This is a genomic window from Acinetobacter sp. UC24323 (assembly GCF_024151445.1).
GTDB classification, from domain to species: domain Bacteria; phylum Pseudomonadota; class Gammaproteobacteria; order Pseudomonadales; family Moraxellaceae; genus Acinetobacter; species Acinetobacter baumannii.
Window position 1 is genome coordinate 33,590 of the sequence record NZ_JAHIBY010000007.1, and the last position, 24,108, is coordinate 57,697.

Consider the following 24,108-nt stretch of genomic DNA (forward strand, 5'->3'; position numbering starts at 1 on the left):
TGAGAATAAAATGACTATTCATAAATACGAAGTAAAAATACAGTGGGAAGGCAATACGGGTACAGGCACTTCATCTTATCGTTCATATAAACGAGACTTTAGTATTCAGCATCCTCAAAAGACCACTATTCAAGGTTCATCAGACCCTGCCTATTTAGGTGATGTGACCAGATGGAACCCAGAAGATTTATTGGTCGCGTCAGCTTCTGCTTGTCATAAGCTTTGGTATTTACACCTATGTGCAGTCAATCATATTCACGTTGTGAGTTATGTCGATCATGCACTTGGTTTTATGGAAGATACAGATCCGATCAAACGTGGTCATTTTACCCAAATTATTTTAAGACCCGAGGTTGTTTTAGAAAAAGGTGCTGACCAAGAGCTTGCAGCAAAACTGCATGAAGAAGCACATCACGAATGTATGATTGCCAATTCGGTGAATTTCCCAATTATATGTGAAGCGAGTTTTAGCTTTGCTGAATAAACCATATGAAATAGCCACCGATAAAAGCGGTGGCTATAAATTAAAAATAAATAAAATATTTAAGCTGCATTTTCATCGACTTGGAAAATACCAAAAACGTTGTGGTCTAAATCGACAAAGTAACCATGCCAAGCGCGGCCCGGAATAGCGAATTTATCCATTGCCACAATGCCACCTTGCGCTAAAATTTTTGCAGCCACTTCATCGAAGTTTTCCACCTGAACCGAACAAGTAAATGCATTGGTGCCATATTCCATTGGCGGTGTTTGAGCAGGGCGTTTTAAGAGTCCTCCCATAATTGAAGGTGTCTCTATGCGGTAATATTCAATCGGTAAGCTTTCATCGAGTTTAAATTGCCAACCAAACACAGCTTGATAAAACTGCGCATCGCGGGCAGGGTTTGAAGACTGGATTTCAAAATAGGCAATATTGTTCATATTATTTAAATCATATTTTTATGGTGTAAAAAGTATACGCATAGCCTTTATAGCCACGAAAGCACTATTGTGTATGGTGAGCGTAAAATAAATGAAAGTGCTAGAAAATAAAAACCGACGATTCGAGTGATGAGAGAATCGTCGGTCAAAAACTTCATCAAGGGTTTCGGCTGCTAACAAAACCTAATCCGAAGGAAGAAAGAGTCGTAATGAAAGGTCACCGAAACAATTTTGCGGATGCCGTGCAAAGGAAGTATTCGGTTGCTGCGACCTTGTTACCCTATATAACGTCAAGAGATCAGGATTGGTTGACAGAAAAATGAAAAAAAATCGAAAAAAATTTATAATTATTTTTTGAACCCATAAATTAGGCAAAAATATGACCAAATTACGTTCTTACTTTCTCTGGTTTTTTGCTTTATGCATTGTGCTAACCTTAATTGTCGGTGTGATTGCAGCACTATTACCAGCGAGTGTAGGCGGTATTTTAACAGCCGTTCCATATTTAGGCGCAATGATTTTTGTCTTATTTAGATTTTTAAAGAAAGAACGCCGTGCACCGACTGTATCAGAAAAAAAGAAATTTACGTTAGGTTTTACTCTCATATTTTGGGGCTATAACTTGTGTGGTGTTTTATTTGGTCTGTTTTTATTTTCAAGAAAAGACCCTGAGATTTTGCAAAACTTTATGCTTTACCTCAAACAGCCTCAGTTCTTAAGTATTATGGTGATTATGCTTTTAATGTTAGCTATTCCACTTTATTTAATTACTTATTGGTTTTATGGCAAACAAGCACAGCGCATGGCTAACAAAATGTTTAATGTGTCATAACTCACCACAAAAACTGATACGATTAGATCGTTATTAAATTTTATAACTATATTAATTAAAAACTGCTGTCCTCGGTTTTGGAGGAAATATGAATAAGAATGTATTAATCACAGGTGCCAGTGGCTTTATTGGAACGCATTTAATTAGGTTCCTGCTACAAAAAAATTATAACGTGATTGCGGTGACACGGCAGGCTGGAAGGGAATCTGACCATCCTGCCTTACAGTGGGTACAAAAGTTCGAAGATATTTCGACCCGTCAAATTGATTATGTGGTGAATTTGGCCGGTGCAAATATTGGTGAGAAACGCTGGACCGAGTCACGTAAAAAACAACTCATTGAAAGCCGTGTAAATACGACCCAAAAACTGTATGCATGGCTCAAGCAATCTCAAATTTTTCCTGAAGTGATTGTCTCTGGTTCTGCAATTGGTTATTACGGTATAGATGCTCAAGAAAAGTGGACAGAGGTGTGCACTGAACAAAGTTCGCCACAGCCCATTTTCATGTCTCAGCTTTGCCAAGAGTGGGAACGCGCAGCGTTAGCAGACTCTCAGCAAAATACTAAAATTATTCGTTTAGGCGTTGTGTTTGGGCAGGGTGGCGGCATCTTGCCTAAAATGTTGCTTCCTATTCGACTCAATTTAGTCGGTCAAATTGGTCATGGCAGTCAACCTGTAGTGTGGGTACATATTGAAGACGTATTAAACGCAATTGAGTTTATATTCAAGCATCCTCAATCTGCTCAAATTCACAATGTCGTGGCACCAGAAAATGTGACCCAAAAGGTATTTGTTGAACAAGCTGCCAAAGTTTTGAATAAGAAACCAATGTTGTCGGCACCTAGTACAGTTTTTCGCTGTTTGTTAGGAGAGCAGTCGCAATTGATCTTAAATGGGCAATACGTCAAACCCGCAGCTTTACAAGCAGAAGGATCTGAGTTTGCTTATCCTCAATTAAAAATGGCTTTAGAAAATATACTCGCCTCAGGCTAAGATTTTATTTTGCAAGCGCTCTGGTGAATATGCTTTGGCATCAACTAAGGCTGGTTGACCTAGCATAAGCTGACGAAGCAATTGCGCAGAACCTGCGCCCATACACAAACCATTTCTAAAGTGACCAAAGTTTGCCCACAGGTTATCCATTTCAGGCATTTTGCCAATGTACGGAACGCCATTTGGTGAACTTGGTCTGAGGCCTGCCCAGCGATGTACAATCGGGAAATCGGCCAGTTCAGGCACCATTTCTAAACACGCTTCTAAAATATTGTGCTGCGTAGTTTCATCGGTAGAGGTGTCAAAACCACGATGTGCCATGCTAGAACCGCACACGATATGACCGTCCATACGTGGAATCAAATACATGACTCGATTCATACACATGGTCGGTAGCCAGTGAGCAGGGGTTTTAAATAACAGCATCTGACCTTGCACAGGTTCGACTGGAATGTCGAGTTGTAATTGTGAGTTCCAGTAATGGCTCCAAGCGCCCGAAGTTATTACAAAATGGTCTGCTGTATGTTTGCGACCATCTTCGGTTTGGAGCGCTTGTATCACATCGCCTTGTTGAATCAGTTTTTTAACAGGAGTGTGTTCGAAAAACTCAACATTTGGATGTTGCTTTAAATAGCTAATTAGGGACTGTAATACGCGTGGATTACGAATATTAGACAGTTCAGGGAAATAAATCGCTTCTTGAAACTGATCGGAGATATGAGGATTAACTTGTTCTAGCGCATCTCTTTGTAAATATTCACAGCGCTGCATCGGTTCTTGATGCTGCTCGGCGTAGGAAAGCCCCACGTCAAAATCTTCTTCATCAAAAATCAGCATGCCTGTGTCATGAATTTCAAAATCAATCCCTGTAACAGGGTAGAGCTTTTGGTTCCATGCTTGATAAGAGGCTTTGCCAAATTGGGCAAGTTGGTTCACTGCATGCACATAGCGCCACGGGTACATCGGAGAGAGAATGCCTCCACCAGCCCAAGAGGCTGCTTGTCCCGCTTGTTGTTGATCAAAAATGCTGATGGTACAGCCTTGTTCAACCAACTCCAGCGCAGACATTAATCCACTTATGCCCGCGCCAATGATTGCAATATGCATGCAGTGTTATCCTTTCTCTGCGAACTTAGTTCATTTCCTTGAGTTTTTCAGCAGCGGTTTCTGCAAAGTAAGTCCAGATTCCGTCTGCACCAGCGCGGCGGCAGCACATGAGCGATTCTAAAATCACTGAGTCTGATAACCAGCCATTTTGAATTGCGCCAGCTAACATTGCGTATTCGCCACTCACTTGATAAATGAATGTCGGAATACCAAAGGTATCTTTCACCTCACGTACTACATCCAGATATGGCATGCCCGGTTTTACAATCACCATGTCAGCGCCTTCTTGAATATCAAGCGCAATTTCATGTAACGCTTCGGCACGGTTGGCAAAGTCCATCTGGTAGTTATATTTATTACCACCTTTTAGGTTGGATGCAGAGCCAACAGCATCACGGAACGGACCATAGAAGCTAGACGCATATTTCGCAGAGTAGGCCATGATGTTGGTATAGATGTGACCATTGGCTTCTAAAGCTTGACGAATTGCGCCAATACGGCCATCCATCATGTCACTTGGTGCAATTACTTCGGCACCTGCTTCTGCGTGACTTAATGCTTGTTTAATCAAGCATTCTACAGTCTCGTCATTGAGCACATAGCCAGTTTCATCAATAATGCCGTCTTGACCATGAGTCGTGTACGGGTCGAGTGCACCATCGGTGATTAGCACCATTTCTGGTAATTCTTTTTTAAGCAAACGACAAGTGGTTTGAACTAAACCATCTTCACGCCATGCAGCTTCTGCGGTGAGGCTTTTATCTTCTTGAGGTGTTACAGGGAAAAGAGCCAGTTTGGATACGCCTAATTCCAGAAGTCTTTCAGCTTTTTTCAGTAATAAATCTGCCGACAAACGCTGAATGTTTGGCATACTTGGAATATCTTGGGTTTGATTTTGTCCCGGTAATACAAATACTGGATAAATCAAGTGATTGGTAGTGAGCTGTGTTTCGCTGACCATCGCACGCAACTGGTCATTTTTACGGATACGGCGCATGCGAGTAGCTGGAAATGCAGGACGATTGAACGTATAAGTCATAACAATCTCGATGTTCGGTATTACACTAGGATAGGTTGGCGGATATTCCATTACTGTCAACCGACTGCTGTATTGTAGCCCCATAATGCTGGATTTGTACAAAATTATGGGTGTTTATCATGCTTTTAAATTTAGGCAACGTATGAGTGATGAAAAGAAAAATTGGACGGGGAACATACAATTAGGCGCCAAAACTGACCTAAATGTGGTTCTCAACCAATTGTGTAAGGCGTTTAATAGCTGTCCATTTTTTAAGCATAGTGGAATGATTATGCGTGTGGTAGATGGGCACATTGAAGGCTATGTTGAAATGCAACCTGACCTCATTGGCAATTTGGCTTTTCAGGTTTTGCATGGTGGTGTGGCTGCAACTTTGCTCGATAGCATTGGTGGAATTGTGGCAATGGAACATCTCTATCGCCGTTCAACCCCCGAAACCCTGCCTGAAACCATTAAACAGGTTACACGCTTGGCAACTGTCGATATGCGTGTAGATTATTTGGCACCGGGGCGTGGTAAATATTTTATTGCACGTGCCGAAGTCCTACGTTTAGGCCGCAAGGGCTGTACCATGCGCATGACTATGGTCAATGATGAAGATAAACAGATTGCTGCCGGCATTGCTTCATACGCCTATTAATCTAGGCATTTTAAGCATTTAAAAAGCGCTCAGGGCGCTTTTTTTCATATTAAAAAAGATAAAAATTTCACAAAAACTTTGAGATAAACATTAATTTAATTAGAACGAACGCATTAGTTATATTTTTTTATTCTCATATCATGAGGTTTTAGCGTTAAAATTGTCTCCTTTGACAATGCGGTATGTCTTGTTTATAGAAAAATAAAAACTCTATAACAAGGTGTAGTGCGAGATTGATGGCAAAGCCAACTCATCTTTAGGAACATACCATGACTGATGCACAAAGCAATGTACAAGAAACAGTGCCAACAACATCTGCCTCGGATGACAACATGCAAAACAAGCGCAAAAAATTTCTTGGTTTCTTTGCGCTGATTTTATTGATCGCCGCTATTTTATATGCAATCTGGGCATTATTTTTAAATCACTCGGTGAGTACGGATAATGCTTATGTCGGTGCAGAAACCGCGCAAATTACCTCAATGGTTAGCGGACAGGTCGCTCAGGTTTTGGTAAAAGATACTCAAACAGTACACCGCGGTGATGTGCTGGTTCGTATTGATGACCGTGATGCCAAAATCGCGTTGGCACAAGCCGAGGCAGAGCTTGCCAAAGCAAAACGCCAATACAAACAAACTGCGGCAAACAGTAGTTCTTTAAACTCTCAAGTGGTGGTTCGTGCTGACGAAATTAACAGTGCCAAAGCACAGGTTGCTCAAGCACAAGCCGACTATGACAAAGCGGCTTTAGAACTGAACCGCCGTGCACAGCTTGCTGCCTCTGGCGCTGTGTCTAAAGAAGAACTCACCAAAGCACAAAGTGCGGTTGAAACTGCTAAAGCCGGACTAGAGCTTGCTAAAGCCGGCCTTGCACAAGCGACTTCTAGTCGTAAGGCAGCGGAAAGCACTTTAGCTGCGAACGAAGCGTTAATTCAGGGTGTAAGCGAAACCTCGACTCCGGATGTACAAGTTGCACAAGCGCATGTAGAACAAGCTCAGCTTGACTTGGAACGTACCGTGATTCGTGCACCAGTTGATGGTGTGATTACACGCCGTAATATTCAAGTTGGACAACGCGTTGCACCGGGTACAAGCATGATGATGATTGTGCCGCTCAATGATTTATATGTTGATGCTAACTTCAAAGAAAGTCAGTTGAAAAAAGTCCGCCCAGGTCAGCCAGTCACATTAACGTCAGATTTATATGGTGATGATGTTGAATACCACGGCAAAGTGGTGGGCTTCTCTGGTGGTACAGGCTCTGCCTTTGCCTTAATTCCGGCTCAAAACGCAACAGGTAACTGGATTAAAGTGGTTCAACGCTTACCGGTTCGTATTGCACTTGACCCGAAAGAACTTGCTGAGCACCCATTACGTGTTGGCTTGTCGATGGAAGCAAAAGTCGACTTATCTGCGAAGTAAACGCTTATGAAAACGCAAACACCTTTTGCCGAGTTAAGCGGTGGCCGTTTACTACTGGCAGCGTTTGTTATTGCCTTGTCGAACTTTATGGTCGTACTTGATACGACCATTGCCAACGTCTCTGTACCGCATATTACCGGTAACCTTGCTGTTTCAAGCACACAAGGAACATGGGTCGTTACTTCATATGCAGTTGCAGAAGCGATTTGTGTACCTTTAACGGGCTGGCTAGCTGGCCGCTTTGGAACGGTGCGGGTCTTTATCTTCGGTTTAATTGGCTTTACGGTCTTTTCTTTCCTATGCGGTTTGGCAACATCGTTAGAAATGTTGGTGTTTTTCCGTATTGGGCAGGGCCTTTGTGGTGGTCCACTTATGCCACTCAGCCAAACCTTGCTTATGCGTATTTTCCCTCAAGAAAAGCATGCGCAGGCAATGGGCCTATGGGCAATGACCACAGTCGTCGGGCCAATTTTAGGACCAATTTTGGGTGGTCTGATTAGTGATAATCTGTCTTGGCACTGGATTTTCTTTATTAACTTACCGGTTGGTATTGTCTGTGTATTAGCAGCAATGCGCTTGTTAAGAGTAGCCGAAACAGAAACCATTTCTTTAAGAATCGACACTGTTGGTTTAGGTCTGTTAATTCTGTGGATTGGTGCGTTACAACTTATGCTCGACTTGGGGCATGAACGCGACTGGTTTAATAGCACCAGCATTGTGGTTTTAGCTTTAACTGCCGCCATTGGCTTTGTGGTGTTCCTGATATGGGAGCTGACCGACAAACACCCCGTGGTAGATGTCAAAGTCTTTAGGCATAGGGGCTTTGCCATTTCGGTACTGGCCTTGTCGCTCGGCTTTGGCGCATTCTTTGGCAGTATTGTACTGATTCCGCAGTGGCTGCAAATGAACCTTTCCTATACCGCAACGTGGGCCGGATATTTAACTGCAACCATGGGCTTTGGTAGTTTGACCATGTCACCGATTGTGGCAAAACTTTCGACCAAACATGACCCGCGTGCACTGGCGAGCTTTGGTTTAATTTTGCTGGGTATTGTGACCTTAATGCGGGCATTCTGGACCACAGATGCCGACTTTATGGCACTGGCTTGGCCACAAATCCTGCAAGGTTTTGCAGTACCGTTCTTCTTTATTCCACTGTCAAACATTGCACTTGGTTCGGTGTTGCAGCAAGAAATTGCATCTGCTGCGGGCCTCATGAACTTCTTAAGAACCATGGCAGGGGCGATTGGCGCTTCAATTGCGGTGACCGTGTGGGACGATCACGCCAAAGTTGCCCGTAGTGAAATGGTGTCAAACCTACATACGACTGAAGTACAAAACACACTTTTGCAAAATGGTTTTACGGCTGACTCGACTTTAGGCATTATTTCAAATCTAGTCGATAAAGAAGCTATTACCATGTCGGCAAACCATGTGTTTTTGCTATTTGCGATTGTGTTTGTATTTGCAGGGCTGGTTATTTGGCTGTGTCCGAAACCCAAACAAGTCAGCGGCATGCCTTCTCACTAAACATCAAAAAGCATCTCTTCGGAGGTGCTTTTTTTTAGGCCTACTACAAAATGAGCGAGTTTATAAATAACAGATTTTGCCTGTATTTAAAGAAATAAAGCATGCCAGAATTGGGCAAATCAGTTATAAAAGAGTGTGATAACAAACAAGGAGACATCACACAGAGCACAAAATAAACACCCTTAATCATTTAATATTATTAAAACTTTATTTTTATCAAAGATTAAAAAACTGAAGACCTGAAAACAAAGAAGCTTGCATGGCAATTGCATGGATAGGCAGGCGTATATATTGGAGTTATCACGTGAATAAAAGATATTCATTTTTGTTCAGTAGTTTATTAGCAGTCGGTTTATTACAAGGATGTGGAGATGACTCCTCGTCAGATCAGCCCAAGGATGATTCAAATACAACCCCGCCCAATTTAATTGTAGATAATGACCCGACCAGTTGTAGCAAACTGGCACAAGACGGTTCAAGCGTGGTGGTTGGTTCAAACCAAAATGGTGACCCCGCCGCGCCAGAAGGTGCTTCGGGTTATAGACTCGGTAACACGGTTAAATACGCAGATAAATATATGGTGGTGGCAAACACGCCACTTGCGGTAAAAGCAGGTTGTGATGTGTTAAAAGCAGGCGGTAGCGCAGTCGATGCAGCCGTTGCGGTACAAGCCGTGCTTGGTTTGGTCGAGCCACAGTCGAGTACCATTGCCGGTAGCGGTTTTATGATGTATTACGATGCCAAAACCAAACAGATCACCGCTTATGATGGCCGTGAAACCGCACCAGCAGCAGCCAACGAATTTTATTTAATTCGCCAAAATATATATGACCCAAATTCACCTCCGCCTGTACCAAGTGCCCGCCGTAGTGGTCGTTCGATTGGTGTGCCGGGTGTGATGCGTTTGCTTGAACAAGCACAAAAAGAGCATGGCAAACTTAAGTGGAACCAACTTTTTGGTGAAGCGATTGGTTTGGCTGATAACGGATTTCGCATACCGGAGCGTTTAGCAGATGCCATTGCAAGTAATGCAAGCAATTTAGCGCTCGATGCAAATGCAATGGCGACTTATTTCTACCCAGATGGATCACCACGTAAAGTCGGCGAGACCATGACCAATAAAGCCTATGCCAGAACACTTGAAGCACTCGCTTCACAAGGGGCAAACGCACTGCACACTGGTCCAATTGCGCAAGCCATTGTGGCAAAAGCAGGGCAAACCGTGGGTGACGACCAAGCAAAAACTCCAATTACCCCAAGTTTGATGACCTTGCAGGATTTATCGAACTATCAGGTGAAAAAACGCGACCCGATTTGTACGACGTACCGTGACCGTTACTATGTATGTACCATGCCACCTCCATCTTCGGGAGGGATTGCAGTTGCACAGACGCTGGGTATTTTAGAAAACTTTGATATGTCGCTTTACCCACCTAAAAACCCTGAAAATGAAGGCGGTGTGCCCGATGTGATGGGCGTGCATTTAGTATCTGAGGCAGAGCGTTTGGCCTATGCCGACCGTGACAAATATGTCGCAGATACCGACTTTGTTCGTTTGCCGGCACAGGGTATTCCAAGTTTTATTGATAAAAACTACTTGAAGCAGCGTGCAGCACTGATTAACCCGAACCAAAGTATGGGCGTAGCACCAGCAGGTAATTTCAATACAGCGGCAGGTGTAGATACCACTGTTGAACATGGCACAACTCAGTTCACGATAGTAGATGCCTATGGCAATGTGGTTTCAATGACATCGACTGTTGAATCGAGCATGGGTTCTTTCCACATGGTGGATGGTTTCTTGCTGTCGAACCAGTTAACTGACTTTAGCGCGAATCCTTATGACAGCACTGGGGCGCTGGTTGCCAACCGTGTAGAAGGCGGCAAACGCCCACGTAGTACTATGGCACCAACTTTAGTATTTAAGGGCACCACGCCAGATGAATTTTATATGGCAACAGGTTCACCAGGCGGCGGTACGATCATTCAATATGTGGTTAAAACTTTGGTGGGTGCATTAGACTGGAACTTAAATGCACAGCAGGCCACTTCGCTTGTTAACTTTGGCGCAACCAATAGCAAAAACACCAATGTAGATAGCTCGAATGTACAGCTTTCCTTAGTTGACCTAATTGAAGGCTTAAAAGCAAAAGGGCATGGCATTTCTAACACTGCGCAAACCAGTGGTATTTCAACGATTATGAAAGTAAATATAAATAATCAAAGTAAATACGCAGGTGGGGTAGACCCACGCCGTGAAGGTATTGTGTTAGGTAATGGTGCCTTATAGATTAAACTTAAAAAAAAAGCTGTCATTTTTGGCAGCTTTTTTTAAGGGGCCTTGAAAAAAACAAAAGGCACTCAATTATGTAAGTATGTTCATCAGTGGCAGACTGTTGATAAAATGCACAGCATTTTATTTTAGTTATGCTATGATGTGCAGACATTCATGGGGATGTTATTGGCTTCGACGCCGGTGATGAAACTCATAGATGCATGCCGAGAGCGCATTTTCTCTCGTAAATAAAATTTGCATTTAAATAGTCGCAAACGACGAAACTTACGCTCTAGCTGCCTAAGGGCCGCTTGTCCGCTTCCTAGAATACTTGTGGTCTGGGAACCCGACTGAAGCGCACGCACACAAGTCCGTATAGAGTCAAGCCTCGGGGCTTTATACCAAACTTAGAGGATCGCACCTTGTACCCTGTTCGTCGGGTCACTTGGTGTTAAAACAATAGACGATATCTAAGCATGTAGTATTCTCGAGCGTAGTGCTGGCGGACGCGGGTTCAACTCCCGCCATCTCCACCAAGATTCGTGAAAAGCCCTGAAACGTAAGTTTCGGGGTTTTTTTATTGGCTTTAAATTAATATTTTATTAAAAAATAATAAGTTTGCTTTTATTCGAAATTATGAGTTTAAAGTTAAAAGAATATATAATTTATTAATTTGCATTAAATTAGTAAGAAAAAATGGCTTTAAATAATATTGAAAACCAACTGGATAGATCAACTGTAACTTATTGGTTCGTGGGAGCAACCTTTGGTCGCAATGAAGATCAATTTGAGCGCTTTATTAGTCAAAGGATTTGGGAAAATGGATACGAAAATGAGTTAACAGATAAAGTCCAGTCAATGAAAGTAGGGGATAAAATAGCTATCAAGTCCAGTTATGTTCGTAAAAATGGACTGCCATTTGATAGTAGAGGTAATTTCGTTTCAGTAATGGCTATTAAAGCTATTGGGACTATAACAGCAAACCGTAATGATGGTCACTTCGTAGATGTAGATTGGGAAGTATTTAAGCAACCTAAAGAGTGGTATTTTTATACGAATAGAACAACTTTATGGGAAGTTAAGTATGAAGCTGACTATGCTAAAAAATTAATTGATTTTACTTTTGGAAATAGAACTCAAGATTTAGTTTTCTTCCGAAATGAGCCATATTGGAAGAATCGTTTTGGAGATATTATTAAGAAAGAAATTACTTGGGCGCCATTTTTGGTTGATTTATCTAATAAACTATTAATATATAAACAGAATAGAACTACTTTAGTCGAGAAAATTAAGCTTATTGCTGAAAAACATAATTTATCTTATTTATTGAATAAAAAATTGAATGATATTTGTCCATTTACTGTGGTGGGTATGATTAATAGACAAATGACTATTGCTAATAGAAAAGCAATTGCCGCTGATTTAGCACAAGTTTTGTCTATAGAGTCAGAGTTGCCTACTGATTTTGATGGGGTTCCAGTTTTAAATAACATGAAATCTTGGTTCTTCTCTTATGAACAATTTCAGCAGCCCAACGATGTACAAAATTTATGGAATTTCTTTGAATCATCAATTTTGTTTGCAGATGGAGAAGATACTGTTCAAGCAACACAGATATTTATAGATTCTTATAATAACCTTTTAAAGCAAAAGGGTATTGGTTGGAATATTACGATGGCATTGTTTTGGATACGGCCATGGGATTATTTAAGTCTAGATGGTAGTTCCCGTAAGTTTATTGAAGAAGAATTAAAAGTTAAAATTCCATATAGTGGTATTAAGAAAACTATAGATGGTAAGAATTATTTAGGATTGATTAGTAGTCTCAAAACAATGTTTGAAAATGATAATTCCATTGTAAAAAGTTTTCCTGAGTTAAGTATTAAAGCTTATGACCCTGATATCTTAGAACAAGATGAAATTGCTGATGAATCATTAATCATTGAAGAGTTTGAGATATCTTTAACTGATATTGTTGCTAATCAATGTTTTATTGAGGAAGAAAGACTCAGCCAGATTGTTCGTAGAATTAAGTCAAAAAAGAATGTTATTTTCCAAGGGGCAACAGGTACTGGCAAAACTTGGATTGCAAAACAGTTAGCGGAATATATTGTTGGGCATAATAAAGAAAATTTTATTCATGTTCAGTTCCATCCGACCACCTCGTACGAGGATTTTGTTAGAGGTTGGAGGCCTAATTCTGACGGAAAATTACAACTTGTTGATGGTCCTTTTCTTGAATTGATAAATCGAGCACGTCATAACCCTTCACAAAACTTTGTTATTTTAATAGAGGAAGTTAACAGAGGAAATCCTTCGCAGATATTTGGTGAAATGTTGACGCTAATAGAAAACTCAAAACGAACTCATCAATATTCATTAGAGTTAATTTATAAAAAAGATAAAAATGAAAAAATTTATGTACCTGAGAATGTTTATGTATTAGGCACAATGAATATTGCTGATCGTTCATTGGCCAAACTAGATTTAGCATTTCGAAGACGTTTTGCTTTTGAAGAGTTGGAACCAACTTTTAATGAAGTTTGGATGAAAGTTGTTAAGGAAAATGTTGTTCAAGTAACTTCAGAACAACTCCAAAAGTTACGTTTTAATATTGAGGAATTAAATAATGTAATTAAAAAAGATCCTCGCTTAGGTAAACCATTCTGCATAGGTCATAGTTTCTTTACATCAGTTCAAACCTTTTCAAGTATACAAGAGTGGCTTGATGATGTTGTAGAGTCAGAAATCAAGCCATTGTTGTTAGATTATTGGCCAGACAATGAGTCTCAAGTTTCAAATTTTTGTAATGAATTAAAGGATATCTAAGTAGCATGTTAGATATCCACTACCATTACATCACTAAATATGGCATACCTATAAAAAATGTTTGGTTATTAATTCTTTATGCATCAGAAGTCTACAAAACTTCTGAAGATAAATTTTTTAATATTGAGGAAAATCTTGAAGACTTATATACCGTTATATTAGAGTTATTATGCAATCAATTTGATAAGAATATTTCTAAAGGATTTTCAAGTAATTATATTACTAGGAGTGAAAATTTAACTCGTGTACGAGGCAGTATTAACTTTTTAATAACTGAAAGTAAGATGTTGATGCAAAGAGGACAGGTCAATTGTTCTTATGATGAGCTTACTCTAAATATCCCACGGTACCAATATGTACTTATAACTTTAAAAAATGCACTTTTCTTAAAAGGCATAGAGGGAGTTAAAGAGAGGCTTTTACAAAATATTAATATTCTTGAAGGACTAGGAGTAACTTGTCCACTAATTCAAAACTATGACCTTAGATCAGATCGATTCGGACATTTTGACTATTCTGAACAGGCCCTTCTCCAAACATGTCAGCTGCTAAATGAACTAAAAATTCCTACAATGCAAAAAGGAAATCATTTAATTCCGAATTTAGAGGAAATGAGTGAAGAGTGGCTAAGAAAACTATTTGAGAAAGCAGTTTATGGATTTTATTCTAAAAATTTACCTGCTAATGTTTGGGATGTAAGTCATAACAAAAAATTGCAGTGGAAGCTAGACACTGATTCATTGATTACAGATGTGTTGCCTCAGATGGAGGCTGATATCATTATAAGAAATAGACAAACGGGACAAGCGACTATCATTGATACTAAATTTAATAAAATTTTAGTAAGCAATCGTTTTGGCCGAGAAAAGTTCAGGAGTGGTTATATCTATCAAATATATACGTATCTAAGGTCACAAGAAGAAGAGGGATGTCCAGTATTTCAAAGAGGAGTGTTACTTCATCCAAGTGTTGGAGAAAAAATATTCGATAAAGTGAAAATTCAGGGCTATTTGTTAGAGTTTCAAACAATCGATTTAACAGAAATGGCAAAAGAGATTAAAGCTAGACTAATCGAATTGGCCTAGCTTTTTATTTTAGTTTTTTAAACTTATAGCAACGGATTTAAAAGACTCTAACGCAGCTTCTAAATGCTCAATAATTTCTTGCTGAAGAACTTCTGGTGAGGGTAAATCATCAAGATTGTCTAAACTGTTGTCCTTCAACCAGAAGATATCTAGACTGGTTTTGTCACGAGCAATGATTTCATCATAGCTGAAATATTTAAATCGTTCAGTCTCCTGACGTTCAAAGCGATTTTCAGGGTTATAACACTGAATAAAATCACTCAAATCAGATTGACGTAATTGACGAGTTTTGAGCGTAAATCGTTGATTGGTCCTAAGATCATAGAACCAGATTCCTTTCGTTTGAATCTTTTCAGATTTAGGTTTGTTATCGAAGAAAATAACGTTTGCTTTTACACCGTTTGCATAAAAGATACCTGTTGGTAATCGCAAAATGGTATGTACATCGCATCCAGCAAGTAATTTTTTACGTACACGTTCACCAACACCACCTTCGAACAATACGTTATCTGGTAATATTACAGCTGCTTTTCCATCTTTTTTTAGCATACTCACAATATGCTGGAGAAAATTAAGTTGCTTATTTGATGTAGTTACCCAAAAGTCTGAACGTTCATAGGTGAGAGATTCTTTATCTTCTTCACCTTCCTCGTTAGTAACAGTCATACTGCTTTTCTTACCAAAAGGAGGATTAGCTAAAACATAGTCTGCTTTTATGGTTGGTTCACTAATCAAAGCATCAGCACGAACAATAGAGGGTTCATCTGTAAGGTGTCCAACATTGTGTAAGTACAGATTCATGAGACATAGACGTCTTGTACTTGCAACAATCTCGTTACCAAAAAAAGTATTTTCTTGAAGAAATTTAGCTTGTTTATTATCTAGTTTCTGAGCCAACAGGTATTTATGTGCACCAAGAAAAAAGCCACCTGTACCACACGCTGGATCAGCAATGGTTTTCAACGGTTGAGGACGAATACATTCTACGATTGCATCGATGACAGGACGAGGAGTGAAGTACTGTCCAGCACCACTTTTTGTGTCTTCTGCATTTTTTTGTAAAAGGCCTTCGTACATGTCACCTTTTACGTCAGCACCAATACCACTCCATGTATCTTCATTGATAAGCTGGACTAAACGATGTAATTTAGCTGGATCTTGTATTTTATTCTGTGCTTTAAAGAAAATAGCACCCAACATGCCTGACATTGTACCAAGCTTATTGAGTACTTTAAGGTAGTGATCTTCTAGCTCAGCACCTTTTAGGCTAATGAGGCTTTCCCAACCATAACCAGCAGGAATACCAATATCGACTGACTCAAATGGATTCAATGTTTTTTGTTCATGAGCCATTTTTAAGAAAAGTAAGAATGTCAGTTGTTCTAGGTAATCACCATAGCCCACACCATCATCTCGTAAGGTATGGCAGAAATTCCATATTTTGGAAATCAGTGTAGTTGCATTCATACTTTCTATATTTCTGACAATTTAAAAAGGTTTGATTTTAACATACGACATATAATGTTTGACTTTTAAAGTAAATTTTCTATCCATGGCATAGAGCCTCGAAAACGACCTATTGATGCTCTGAAAAATTGAGAGTATTCAGCTTCAGGTGACAGAAAACTATTTATAGCATCTAAGGTCTCAGAGGAGCAGTTATTAAATCCTATTTGATGACATAGTAAGATTAGAGCATCTAATCTAGCTCTTTCACTCTTTTTGTTTTCAGGCATTTTAAAGCTATTTAAACCTAAGATATGTATTGTATATTCTGCTCTTAGGTGGTTAATATCGGTTGATACTAAACAACTCGGTTTAACTTCTCCATCAGTTGTATGCGCTAATAATTGACAATCTGAAGCAATAATAGGATCAAGCAGCATGGGCTCTTCAAGTGAGAGATCATCATTTGGATTTGTACAACGATAAGTTTCGATGACCAAAGGAAAGTCATTGTGTTTCCCATGAACTAAATTAGTAGCATGATCTGTTTCAGGTCTGTTGCAGCGTTGGCAACTTAATCGATAATTTGTCCATTCATATGCAAGCCACCAGTACCCCGGATGTTTTTTACCAGCCAAGGGGTGAGGAATAGAAAACTCTAATTCAACTCTATTTATAGTTACACCAAGTTTGGGTCTAAAGTGCTCTACATCCATTGGAGATCTTATAGATTTCGATTCACAGAACCAACATTTGTCATGACTAAGTGAAGATAACCAATTTTTTAATAGTCCCCATCTGTTAGAACCGTTATCAATATATGTTTTTTTACTATCCCAGTCAGACTTATCCAAAAGTTTTTCAGTAAATGTTTTACGTGTATTTTTTACAAAATTATCATTGAGAGGTGGTGTTGAAAAATTAATGTACATCATTGTTAAAAATCTTTATTGACTAATACTTTGACAAGATTGTTTAAAGCTTTTAATTTGTTTTCTTGGGTTAGAGTAGGATCTTCACCATCAAAGAAGTTTCCTGTTAATAAGTCAAAACGAGCTCTCATAAACTCTTGTTCTAATCTGTCCCTAGATGCAAAATTAAAATCTAAAGAATTCAAATCATTATTTAACTGGTTTAACTCATTTTTCTCATCATCTGTGAGGTGATCTTTCGTTGATAATTGATGCATGCGAAGAAGTTTATTATTCGTTTTTTTATCAAGTGTACTATTTAACCCAAACATATCACTTGTCAAAATTCCAGCAACTCCCATACCTCTAGGATCGTAGTCAGGTGATTCAATACTAATTTGTCCTGCTTTTCTAGATAAAATCTGAACTTGTTCTTTTTCTAAAGCTGATATTGATAATGGAGAATGAGTTGTGAGTATGACATGGCTTTTATCTTGTACAGCTTCATCAAAAAATATTTTAAGATAATCTAAGAAGTTAATACTCCATTGAGGATTTAGATGTGTATCTGGCTCATCCAATAGAATTAAACTTTCTTTACCTCGAGTAAAATAAATTAAGCCTAAAACAGTTAAGAACTGTAATTCACCTTCACTAAGTTCTCGATGTGTAATAAAGCCAGTATTATCTTTAATTTTAACGTTAATATGAACATCTTTTAGTAAATCGGAGGCAATAGCGCTTTCTAGATTTCTAAATAGGATGTGTGGAGTAGTATCCTTAATGAAGTCTCTAAAGGTTCTTGAATCTTTAATATATAGATATAGATGCTCCTTGTTAGTCTTATTATAAAGTGTTTGAGCAATTGCTTTTTTGACTTTTATGGGTGCCAAAGAAAACTTAATTAATTCTGATAAGAAGTTTTGAACAATTCCACGTGCTTGCCAAAAACGAGCATCACCATCATCAGTTTTGTTTGTCCATGAAGGTTCCATAAGTTCGAATAGAATTGAATCTATACCTAGATCTAGGTCTAAATTTAATACAGATTTTAAAGTATTGTTAATTTCGGGGTTATTTTCAAAAAGGAAAGATAAAAGAACTAATTTACTATGAATAGGCTTAGTATAAAACATACGCTTTAAATCAAGCGAAGTTACACCAGCACGCATTTCATGTTCGTAGGACTTTGTATATCCCTCAAAAATACTTTCTAGACGAGTATTAAAGCCAGAGTAGTAGCTAAAAACAAACTTGGGCAAGTAGGGCATGTCTTCATTTGTAAATTGAGCAAATGAGATCTTTTCTGCTTTTATTGATGGTAAATATTTATCGATATCTTTAAGATATTCTTGATTGTTCACTAGAATATGAGATACAGAATATGAGGTGAAAATATACTTTTTAGTTGTTCTTTTCGGATCAGCGTCGATGATTATATAACGAAGTTGATCTTTATCTCCCATCCAATATTTTATTTGATACTGGTAACGTGGAGCTTTTTTCTTGCTGATTAGATCAGAAAAAATAATTGAAATAAATTCAAGGATATTCGATTTACCAGTACCATTACGACCTAGTAAAACGGTGAACCAATGATTTTCACTAAAGTCAATTGTTATATTATTTAGGTTTTTAAATTGACTTTCAGGAGGTAAATTATTAGCTCCAATGGTTAATTTATTTATTCTCATGTTTATCCTAAATATTTAAACAAATCTTGAGTTTTAAATAGGTCATTATCTGGTTTCACACAAATTTTTTCCTCGAGAGTTAAAGTTTTTAACTCTCGATAGAAGTTTTCAATATCAGTAACATCACTAGAGCCATTGATTCCAAATAATCCTGCTAACTCTTGTCCTGAAATCCAATCTGACTGTTGTTGTAAAATTTCTAGGATACTCTTAGACATACCAACTTCCTTTTTTGATTTTGAGGTTGAGCGTTTTTTCGTGATAGCTTTTTTCGTAACAGCTTCAGCTTCTCGCTGTTGTTGAATGCGTTCTAACAGGACTTGAGCGGGTTCATCATTTGGGTCTTGAGGTACAAGCTTTCCACTAAAAGCATCTTTTAAAATATTAAGTTTTTGATTTGACGTTTGTTTCAGAGTTGTTTCTAAAGAGTCAAATTGGTCAGATATATTTTCTAACTCTAAAGATATTAAATTCGTTAGATATAGTTGTTCTGCTAATGGTGGTAAAGCAATAGGAGTTTGTTTTATATCTTCACCAGAAACACCAGTTTGTCCAGATGTAGTTTTAGCTCTAGATTTTACGTAAGCTCTTGAATGCCCAATATTTGCAGCTAATTCAATCCAATTTGATAATATCTCACCCAAAATAGGTTGAGCTCTGATAAGTTTATCAGGGTGTAGCATAGGCTCATCAAGATCTCTAACAACGCCAAATACACCTAATAAATCTATGCTGCCGTTATAACGAGTTATCAAAATATCATTGTTTTTAAGAATGAAATTTTTAACATCCTCGTAGGGTAAATCAAGATGTCTGCATTCATCTAAGTACACTTTCATTGCTCTTACAGCATTGATTCTTAGAATTGGATAGCCTTTATGCTCAGTATTTGGTTTTGGAGACATCCCGTTTCGAATTGGGTAGGCAAGCTGATCTAAGCTGGCCCATGTCCAATTTTTAGGTAACTTAGGTAAGTTAATAGAGTTGTAGGGGTGAACAGGCTCGGGGTATTTGTCCTGCCAATCTTTAGGCGGATTTTTCCCTTTTTCTGCAAATTCTTTAAGTTTCTCTTGTTCCCAGCTTTCACGGCGTTCTTTTAAAATACGTGCTAATAGTTGTTCACCAGTTTCAGCAAACTCAGCTTGAGTTTCACGCCATTCTTTACTGAGTTCACCTTCAACAGCTGATTTTAATAATGACTGACGATAAAGTTCTAATTTTTTCTGAGCTATTTCAAGCTCCTCAATGCCATTATCTAATTCGCTAAATAGTTCATCAATTTTATCAGTGATACGTTTTTGTTCTTGAAAAGGAGGGAGGTAAAATTCATATTCTTTAAGATTAGAGATATAAATATTTTTTTGTGTAACACCTGAACCTAATTTAGCTAAGTTTTGCTTTGAATAAGCTAGATAATAAAATAAAAATTTTGAATTAAATTCTTTGAAATTAGGTATAGCTGAAGCAATTGCCTGATTTGTTGTAAGTTCTCGGCCAGCAATACCTAATTTACCAATAGACCCATAGAGACCAATCATGACACTATTAGCAGGAATTAATTTTGCTGAGCTATTTTCAATTGCAATATCAGTTAGGTAGTTATGAGTATTAATAACAAGACCATCATTTAGATCGGTGATTGTAACCCAAGGAATATTACCACCATAATAAGAAGAGTTGGATCTAGCCGGAGTTCCTCCACTCATCCAAGTGAATACTTCACCAAGAGTGGTTTTTATCCACTTAGACGGTAAGTTTTTGTTGTTCATGCCACTAACTCTTCATTCAATTCTTTCATTAATGGCATAAGTTTCTCTCGACCAAAAACTTCTGCCGCTTTAAATGCCCCGCCATGACTCGCCAACGAACCTAACTTAAAATCATTCGGTGTTAGCTGACAACTATTTACAATATGATCTTTCATTAAACGTAACCAATTCATTTGCTCTTCAGTAAAAGCCGTTGCATTCTGTGCATTATGTCTAAAGACCCACTTTTTAAAGCGCTTATCGACTTCCTCACTAAAAGGAGAAAGCTCTTGATCTAAGCCAGAAGCAAAACGAATTAAGGATAATAAATCAGTTAATTTACGCTGAGTATTTACCCCTTTGACTTGACTGCCTTTTACTCTTTCATAAGCAGTCCAAAGACGTTCAGTTGTGAGTAATAGCGGAGGACGGCTGAGTTTATCATGAAGCTCTTGAATCATGCTTAACGTCAGTTCACGCCGTTGATAGGGTTGATCATAAAAGAAACTTAAGGCTTCAATTTCTTCTCGGTGCTCTTTTAAATATGCTTCGAACTTTTCGATATCTTCCTGAGCTTTCTGTTCTACATTTGCAGAGAAGCCTCGGTTAATTACCTTATCCAAATTCACCGTATCAATAACCTGTTCTGCATCCTTTTTATCAGTCAGGAGAGAACGAAGTTCAGGATCATCAAAAACTCTATAGGCTTGTTCTAAGAGTTCAGCCATTTTTTCTAAATACTGTTGTTCTGAGATGGAGTCTTCATCCAGAACATTACCTTTTAAAGCTTCATCTAAGATGAGAGCTTGATTAATTGTATCGGGATCAACGGCATTAAGAATGGTTTCTGTAATCTGCTTTAAGCTTTTACCCTTGGTCAATTCAGTAATTTTAAATTGAGTCTCTGCATCTAAGTTTTTGTTTAGCCGAATTAAGCGATTTGCCAGACTTAAAGCAGTATCCTCATCAACATCACCGAGAATGATACCATCCATAAGTTGTTTTAATGTCGTTGATGGTTTTCGTTCCATTTGGCGACTTTCTGTTTTTTGAGACTTCTCAACACCTACAGCATCAATAATGACGAAGCGAGTTTTTGCACCTGAGGCACTTTGAGAGACTTTTTGTAGTCCATCTTTATCTAAGCTACGAACTCCGCGACCTTTCATTTGCTCATAATAACCCTTGGAGCGTACATCTCGCATGAAGAGTAAAACCTCTAACGGTTTTACATCTGTGCCAGTCGCAATCATATCGACTGTTACTGCGATACGAGGGTTATATTCGTTCCGAAAATCACTTAAAACACCATCAGGATCTTTGGCGCTGTAGGTAACTTTTTCACAAAACTCATTACCTTTACCATACTCTTCACGAACAATATTAATAATGTCATCCGCGTGGCTATCAGATTTTGCAAAGATGAGTGTTTTAGGTACTTCTTCTCGATTAGGAAAAATTTCTTGGCTTATTGCGCGTTTCATTTCCCGAATGATATTGCGAATTTGACTTGGATTAACAACCTCCCTGTCTAAATCCTTATGGGTATAGACAATATCTTCTTCTGCTTCAACTAACCGTTTAGCACGAGTTTGACGGTTACGACGGTCAATCCACTGCTTAGCACGAATCTTTTTCCCCTTCTTTGTAATCTCAGTTTCAATCTCATAGATGTCATACCCAACATTAACACCATCAACCACTGACTGTTCATAGCTATATTCTGCAACAATATTTTCGTTAAAAAAGCCATAAGTTCTGTTATCAGGAGTCGCTGTTAAGCCAATAAGAAATGCATCAAAGTAGTCGAGTACTTGTTTCCATAAGTTATAGATGCTGCGATGGCATTCATCAATAATAATAAAATCAAAAGATTCAATTGGCACATTAGGGTTATATTGAATATGTCTTTTAGATAGTCGTGTACTTTCTTCTAAAGTAGTAACTTCATTTAGATTAATATCTTCATCTTGCTCATCTAATTTCTCGCCAGATAAAATGGAATACATTCGTTGAATGGTAGAAATACATACATCGGCTTTGGTATCCAACGTGGATGACATTAATCTTTGAACATTATAGAGTTCAGTGAATTTACGTTTGTCATCGGATGGAGTAAATGCCATAAATTCTTGATGAGCTTGTTTACCTAAGTTCCGTGTATCAACTAAAAACAAAATCCGTTTTGCTTTAGCGAATTTCAATAGACGATATACAGATGAAATGGCAGTAAATGTTTTTCCTGCGCCAGTTGCCATATGAACTAGAGATCGCGGTTTTTGGAGTGCTAAAGATTTTTCTAATCCAGTAATAGCATCAATCTGACAGTCACGAAGATTATCAGTAGCTAATGGTGGCATGTCTAGTAAGTTTTGTCTTAAGTTTTTATTTCTTGTATACAGCTCATGTAAATATTCAGGCTTATAAAAATGAAATAGTTCACGAGATCGAGCTTCAGGATCTCGTTTGTCAGTGAATCGAATAATTTTCGATGTAGCTTGAAATAGAAATGGAAGGGTATTGTATGTCTGTTTGGCTTTAAAGCCAGAAGTAGCGTATCGATCAGTTTGGCGCTCGTGAGCAGTAATATTTTCCCCTTCTTCATCACGTTTAGCTTCAAGTACACCGATAGGTATACGGTTCACGAAAAGAATATAGTCTGCAGGTCCGGTCTTTGTTTGAAATTCACGAACAGCGATACCAAATCCTGCGCTAGGATTATAATTTTTCTTATCGACAACAACCCATCCAGCATCTTCTAGTTTTTTATCAATAACTATACGTGCTTTATCTTCAGGCTTCATGATACTGTTATTTCTAAACTTCTATATTTAGGAAAAGTATACTCATAATTATTAAATTGTTAAACTTGTAATTTAGAATTACTAAATATTACCTTTGATTTAAGTTTATAAATTTTATTAATTAATAAAAACTCTCCATATTGTTAAATTAATCTTTATCTGACTTTAACATAGCTCTTACCTCATCTATTGAAAATGCAGGTTTACGTTGATGAATAATAAAATGGCAATTAGGGCAGACAGGAGCCATATCTTTTATTGGGTCAACAATATATTTTTTTCCAATAGAGCTAATCTCAACCAAATGATGGACATGAATACAATTTTTACCAATGAAACCATAAGTTTTTTCAAAATCAAAATTGCATACAACACATTGATAACCATAAAATTCTAAGCATTTTTTTCTTGCTTCTTTATTACGCTCATAAGCATTAACTACGATTTTTTTAACTGCACCTTCGGTTAAATTATTAAAATTATCTTCATCGTATTCTTCAGCGAAAATAACAAGGCTTTCTTTTAATTTCCAGATACTTCGTCCAGCTATATCTGGTTTTTCAATAATACCTTCACCAGCTAATTCTTGGCGTGCCCAACGAATTTCATTCTCAAATAACGCTCGGCCATGGCGCTTCATAGCCATTTCTTTATTTGTGAGTTGCCATAAATTAACGAATTCAGTGTATACATCTTTAACTTTCATAGGTCCTTTACTAGAAAGTAAATCAACTAACTGAGTTTTTATAACGTTACGATGTGGTATAGGCATTTCACTCTCAATAAATCTATTTTTAAATTTGATAGGAATTAATAGTCTATGAATATTAAA

Annotated in this window: 18 protein-coding genes and 1 other RNA gene; 10 read left to right on the forward strand and 9 right to left on the reverse strand. The window is 38.1% G+C overall.

Annotated elements, in window-relative coordinates; translation table 11 throughout:
* Positions 1-10: 10 nt before the first annotated feature.
* On the forward strand, positions 11-484 hold the full coding sequence (locus KNQ97_RS10690) for an OsmC family protein (protein WP_253612202.1): 474 nt from the start codon (positions 11-13) through the stop codon (positions 482-484).
* A gap of 59 nt (positions 485-543) precedes the next feature.
* Here the strand turns inward: KNQ97_RS10690 and KNQ97_RS10695 are convergent, their stop codons facing one another.
* The gene (locus KNQ97_RS10695) at positions 544-921 is read right to left on the reverse strand and encodes a VOC family protein (RefSeq protein ID WP_001059437.1); all 378 of its coding nucleotides are present in this window, start codon (positions 919-921) and stop codon (positions 544-546) included.
* A 379-nt stretch (positions 922-1,300) separates the two neighbouring features.
* On the opposite strand from KNQ97_RS10695, the gene KNQ97_RS10700 reads away from it, so the two are divergent.
* Together KNQ97_RS10700 and KNQ97_RS10705 are read left to right on the forward strand one after the other, a co-directional pair.
* Complete coding sequence (locus KNQ97_RS10700; RefSeq protein WP_000164156.1) at positions 1,301-1,753, forward strand: ABZJ_00895 family protein; 453 nt, start codon at positions 1,301-1,303, stop codon at positions 1,751-1,753.
* A gap of 88 nt (positions 1,754-1,841) precedes the next feature.
* Positions 1,842-2,747 carry a TIGR01777 family oxidoreductase gene (locus KNQ97_RS10705; RefSeq protein ID WP_253612203.1) on the forward strand — a complete coding sequence of 302 codons (906 nt, stop codon included), beginning with the start codon at positions 1,842-1,844 and terminating at the stop codon, positions 2,745-2,747.
* On the opposite strand, the gene KNQ97_RS10710 is transcribed toward KNQ97_RS10705, so the two are convergent.
* On the reverse strand, positions 2,739-3,854 hold the full coding sequence (locus KNQ97_RS10710; protein WP_253612204.1) for an FAD-binding oxidoreductase: 1,116 nt from the start codon (positions 3,852-3,854) through the stop codon (positions 2,739-2,741). The two genes, KNQ97_RS10705 and KNQ97_RS10710, sit on opposite strands and share 9 nt — an antisense overlap.
* Before the next feature lie 25 nt (positions 3,855-3,879).
* On the reverse strand, positions 3,880-4,893 hold the full coding sequence (gene hemB, locus KNQ97_RS10715; protein WP_000222569.1) for a porphobilinogen synthase: 1,014 nt from the start codon (positions 4,891-4,893) through the stop codon (positions 3,880-3,882).
* Positions 4,894-5,035: 142 nt separating this feature from the next.
* Between hemB and KNQ97_RS10720 the strand changes: the two genes are divergently transcribed.
* The 7 genes from KNQ97_RS10720 to KNQ97_RS10750 all read left to right on the forward strand — a co-directional run bounded on the left by KNQ97_RS10720 (position 5,036) and on the right by KNQ97_RS10750 (position 14,673).
* Entirely contained in the window at positions 5,036-5,533 is a 498-nt protein-coding gene (locus tag KNQ97_RS10720; RefSeq protein ID WP_002156418.1) for a thioesterase family protein, read from the forward strand.
* A 269-nt stretch (positions 5,534-5,802) separates the two neighbouring features.
* Entirely contained in the window at positions 5,803-6,954 is a 1,152-nt protein-coding gene (locus tag KNQ97_RS10725) for an EmrA/EmrK family multidrug efflux transporter periplasmic adaptor subunit (protein WP_000128703.1), read from the forward strand.
* A 6-nt stretch (positions 6,955-6,960) separates the two neighbouring features.
* Positions 6,961-8,484: a DHA2 family efflux MFS transporter permease subunit gene (locus tag KNQ97_RS10730; RefSeq protein ID WP_000857095.1), complete on the forward strand. Its 1,524-nt coding sequence runs from the start codon at positions 6,961-6,963 to the stop codon at positions 8,482-8,484.
* Between the two features lie 304 nt (positions 8,485-8,788).
* Positions 8,789-10,774, forward strand: coding sequence for a gamma-glutamyltransferase (gene ggt / locus KNQ97_RS10735; RefSeq protein ID WP_253612205.1), 1,986 nt, complete (start codon positions 8,789-8,791; stop codon positions 10,772-10,774).
* A gap of 161 nt (positions 10,775-10,935) precedes the next feature.
* Positions 10,936-11,295, forward strand: a transfer-messenger RNA (tmRNA) gene (gene ssrA / locus KNQ97_RS10740).
* 160 nt (positions 11,296-11,455) lie between these two features.
* Positions 11,456-13,588, forward strand: a complete 2,133-nt coding sequence (locus KNQ97_RS10745; RefSeq protein ID WP_253612206.1) for an McrB family protein — start codon at positions 11,456-11,458, stop codon at positions 13,586-13,588.
* A gap of 5 nt (positions 13,589-13,593) precedes the next feature.
* The gene (locus KNQ97_RS10750) at positions 13,594-14,673 is read left to right on the forward strand and encodes a hypothetical protein (RefSeq protein ID WP_104079289.1); all 1,080 of its coding nucleotides are present in this window, start codon (positions 13,594-13,596) and stop codon (positions 14,671-14,673) included.
* Positions 14,674-14,682: 9 nt separating this feature from the next.
* Here the strand turns inward: KNQ97_RS10750 and KNQ97_RS10755 are convergent, their stop codons facing one another.
* The 6 genes from KNQ97_RS10755 to KNQ97_RS10780 form a co-directional block, all read right to left on the reverse strand.
* Positions 14,683-16,140 carry a class I SAM-dependent DNA methyltransferase gene (locus KNQ97_RS10755; protein ID WP_253612207.1) on the reverse strand — a complete coding sequence of 486 codons (1,458 nt, stop codon included), beginning with the start codon at positions 16,138-16,140 and terminating at the stop codon, positions 14,683-14,685.
* 65 nt (positions 16,141-16,205) lie between these two features.
* On the reverse strand, positions 16,206-17,054 hold the full coding sequence (locus tag KNQ97_RS10760; RefSeq protein WP_253612208.1) for a hypothetical protein: 849 nt from the start codon (positions 17,052-17,054) through the stop codon (positions 16,206-16,208).
* A 2-nt stretch (positions 17,055-17,056) separates the two neighbouring features.
* On the reverse strand, positions 17,057-18,724 hold the full coding sequence (locus tag KNQ97_RS10765) for an AAA family ATPase (RefSeq protein WP_108509439.1): 1,668 nt from the start codon (positions 18,722-18,724) through the stop codon (positions 17,057-17,059).
* A 2-nt stretch (positions 18,725-18,726) separates the two neighbouring features.
* A complete protein-coding gene (locus KNQ97_RS10770) occupies positions 18,727-20,493 on the reverse strand; it encodes a restriction endonuclease subunit S (RefSeq protein WP_253612209.1) in 1,767 nt (588 codons plus the stop codon).
* Entirely contained in the window at positions 20,490-23,276 is a 2,787-nt protein-coding gene (locus KNQ97_RS10775) for a DEAD/DEAH box helicase family protein (RefSeq protein ID WP_253612210.1), read from the reverse strand. Before KNQ97_RS10775 ends, KNQ97_RS10770 begins: the two co-directional genes overlap by 4 nt.
* 148 nt (positions 23,277-23,424) lie before the next feature.
* Positions 23,425-24,048, reverse strand: a complete 624-nt coding sequence (locus KNQ97_RS10780) for an HNH endonuclease (RefSeq protein WP_253612211.1) — start codon at positions 24,046-24,048, stop codon at positions 23,425-23,427.
* Positions 24,049-24,108: the final 60 nt, after the last annotated feature.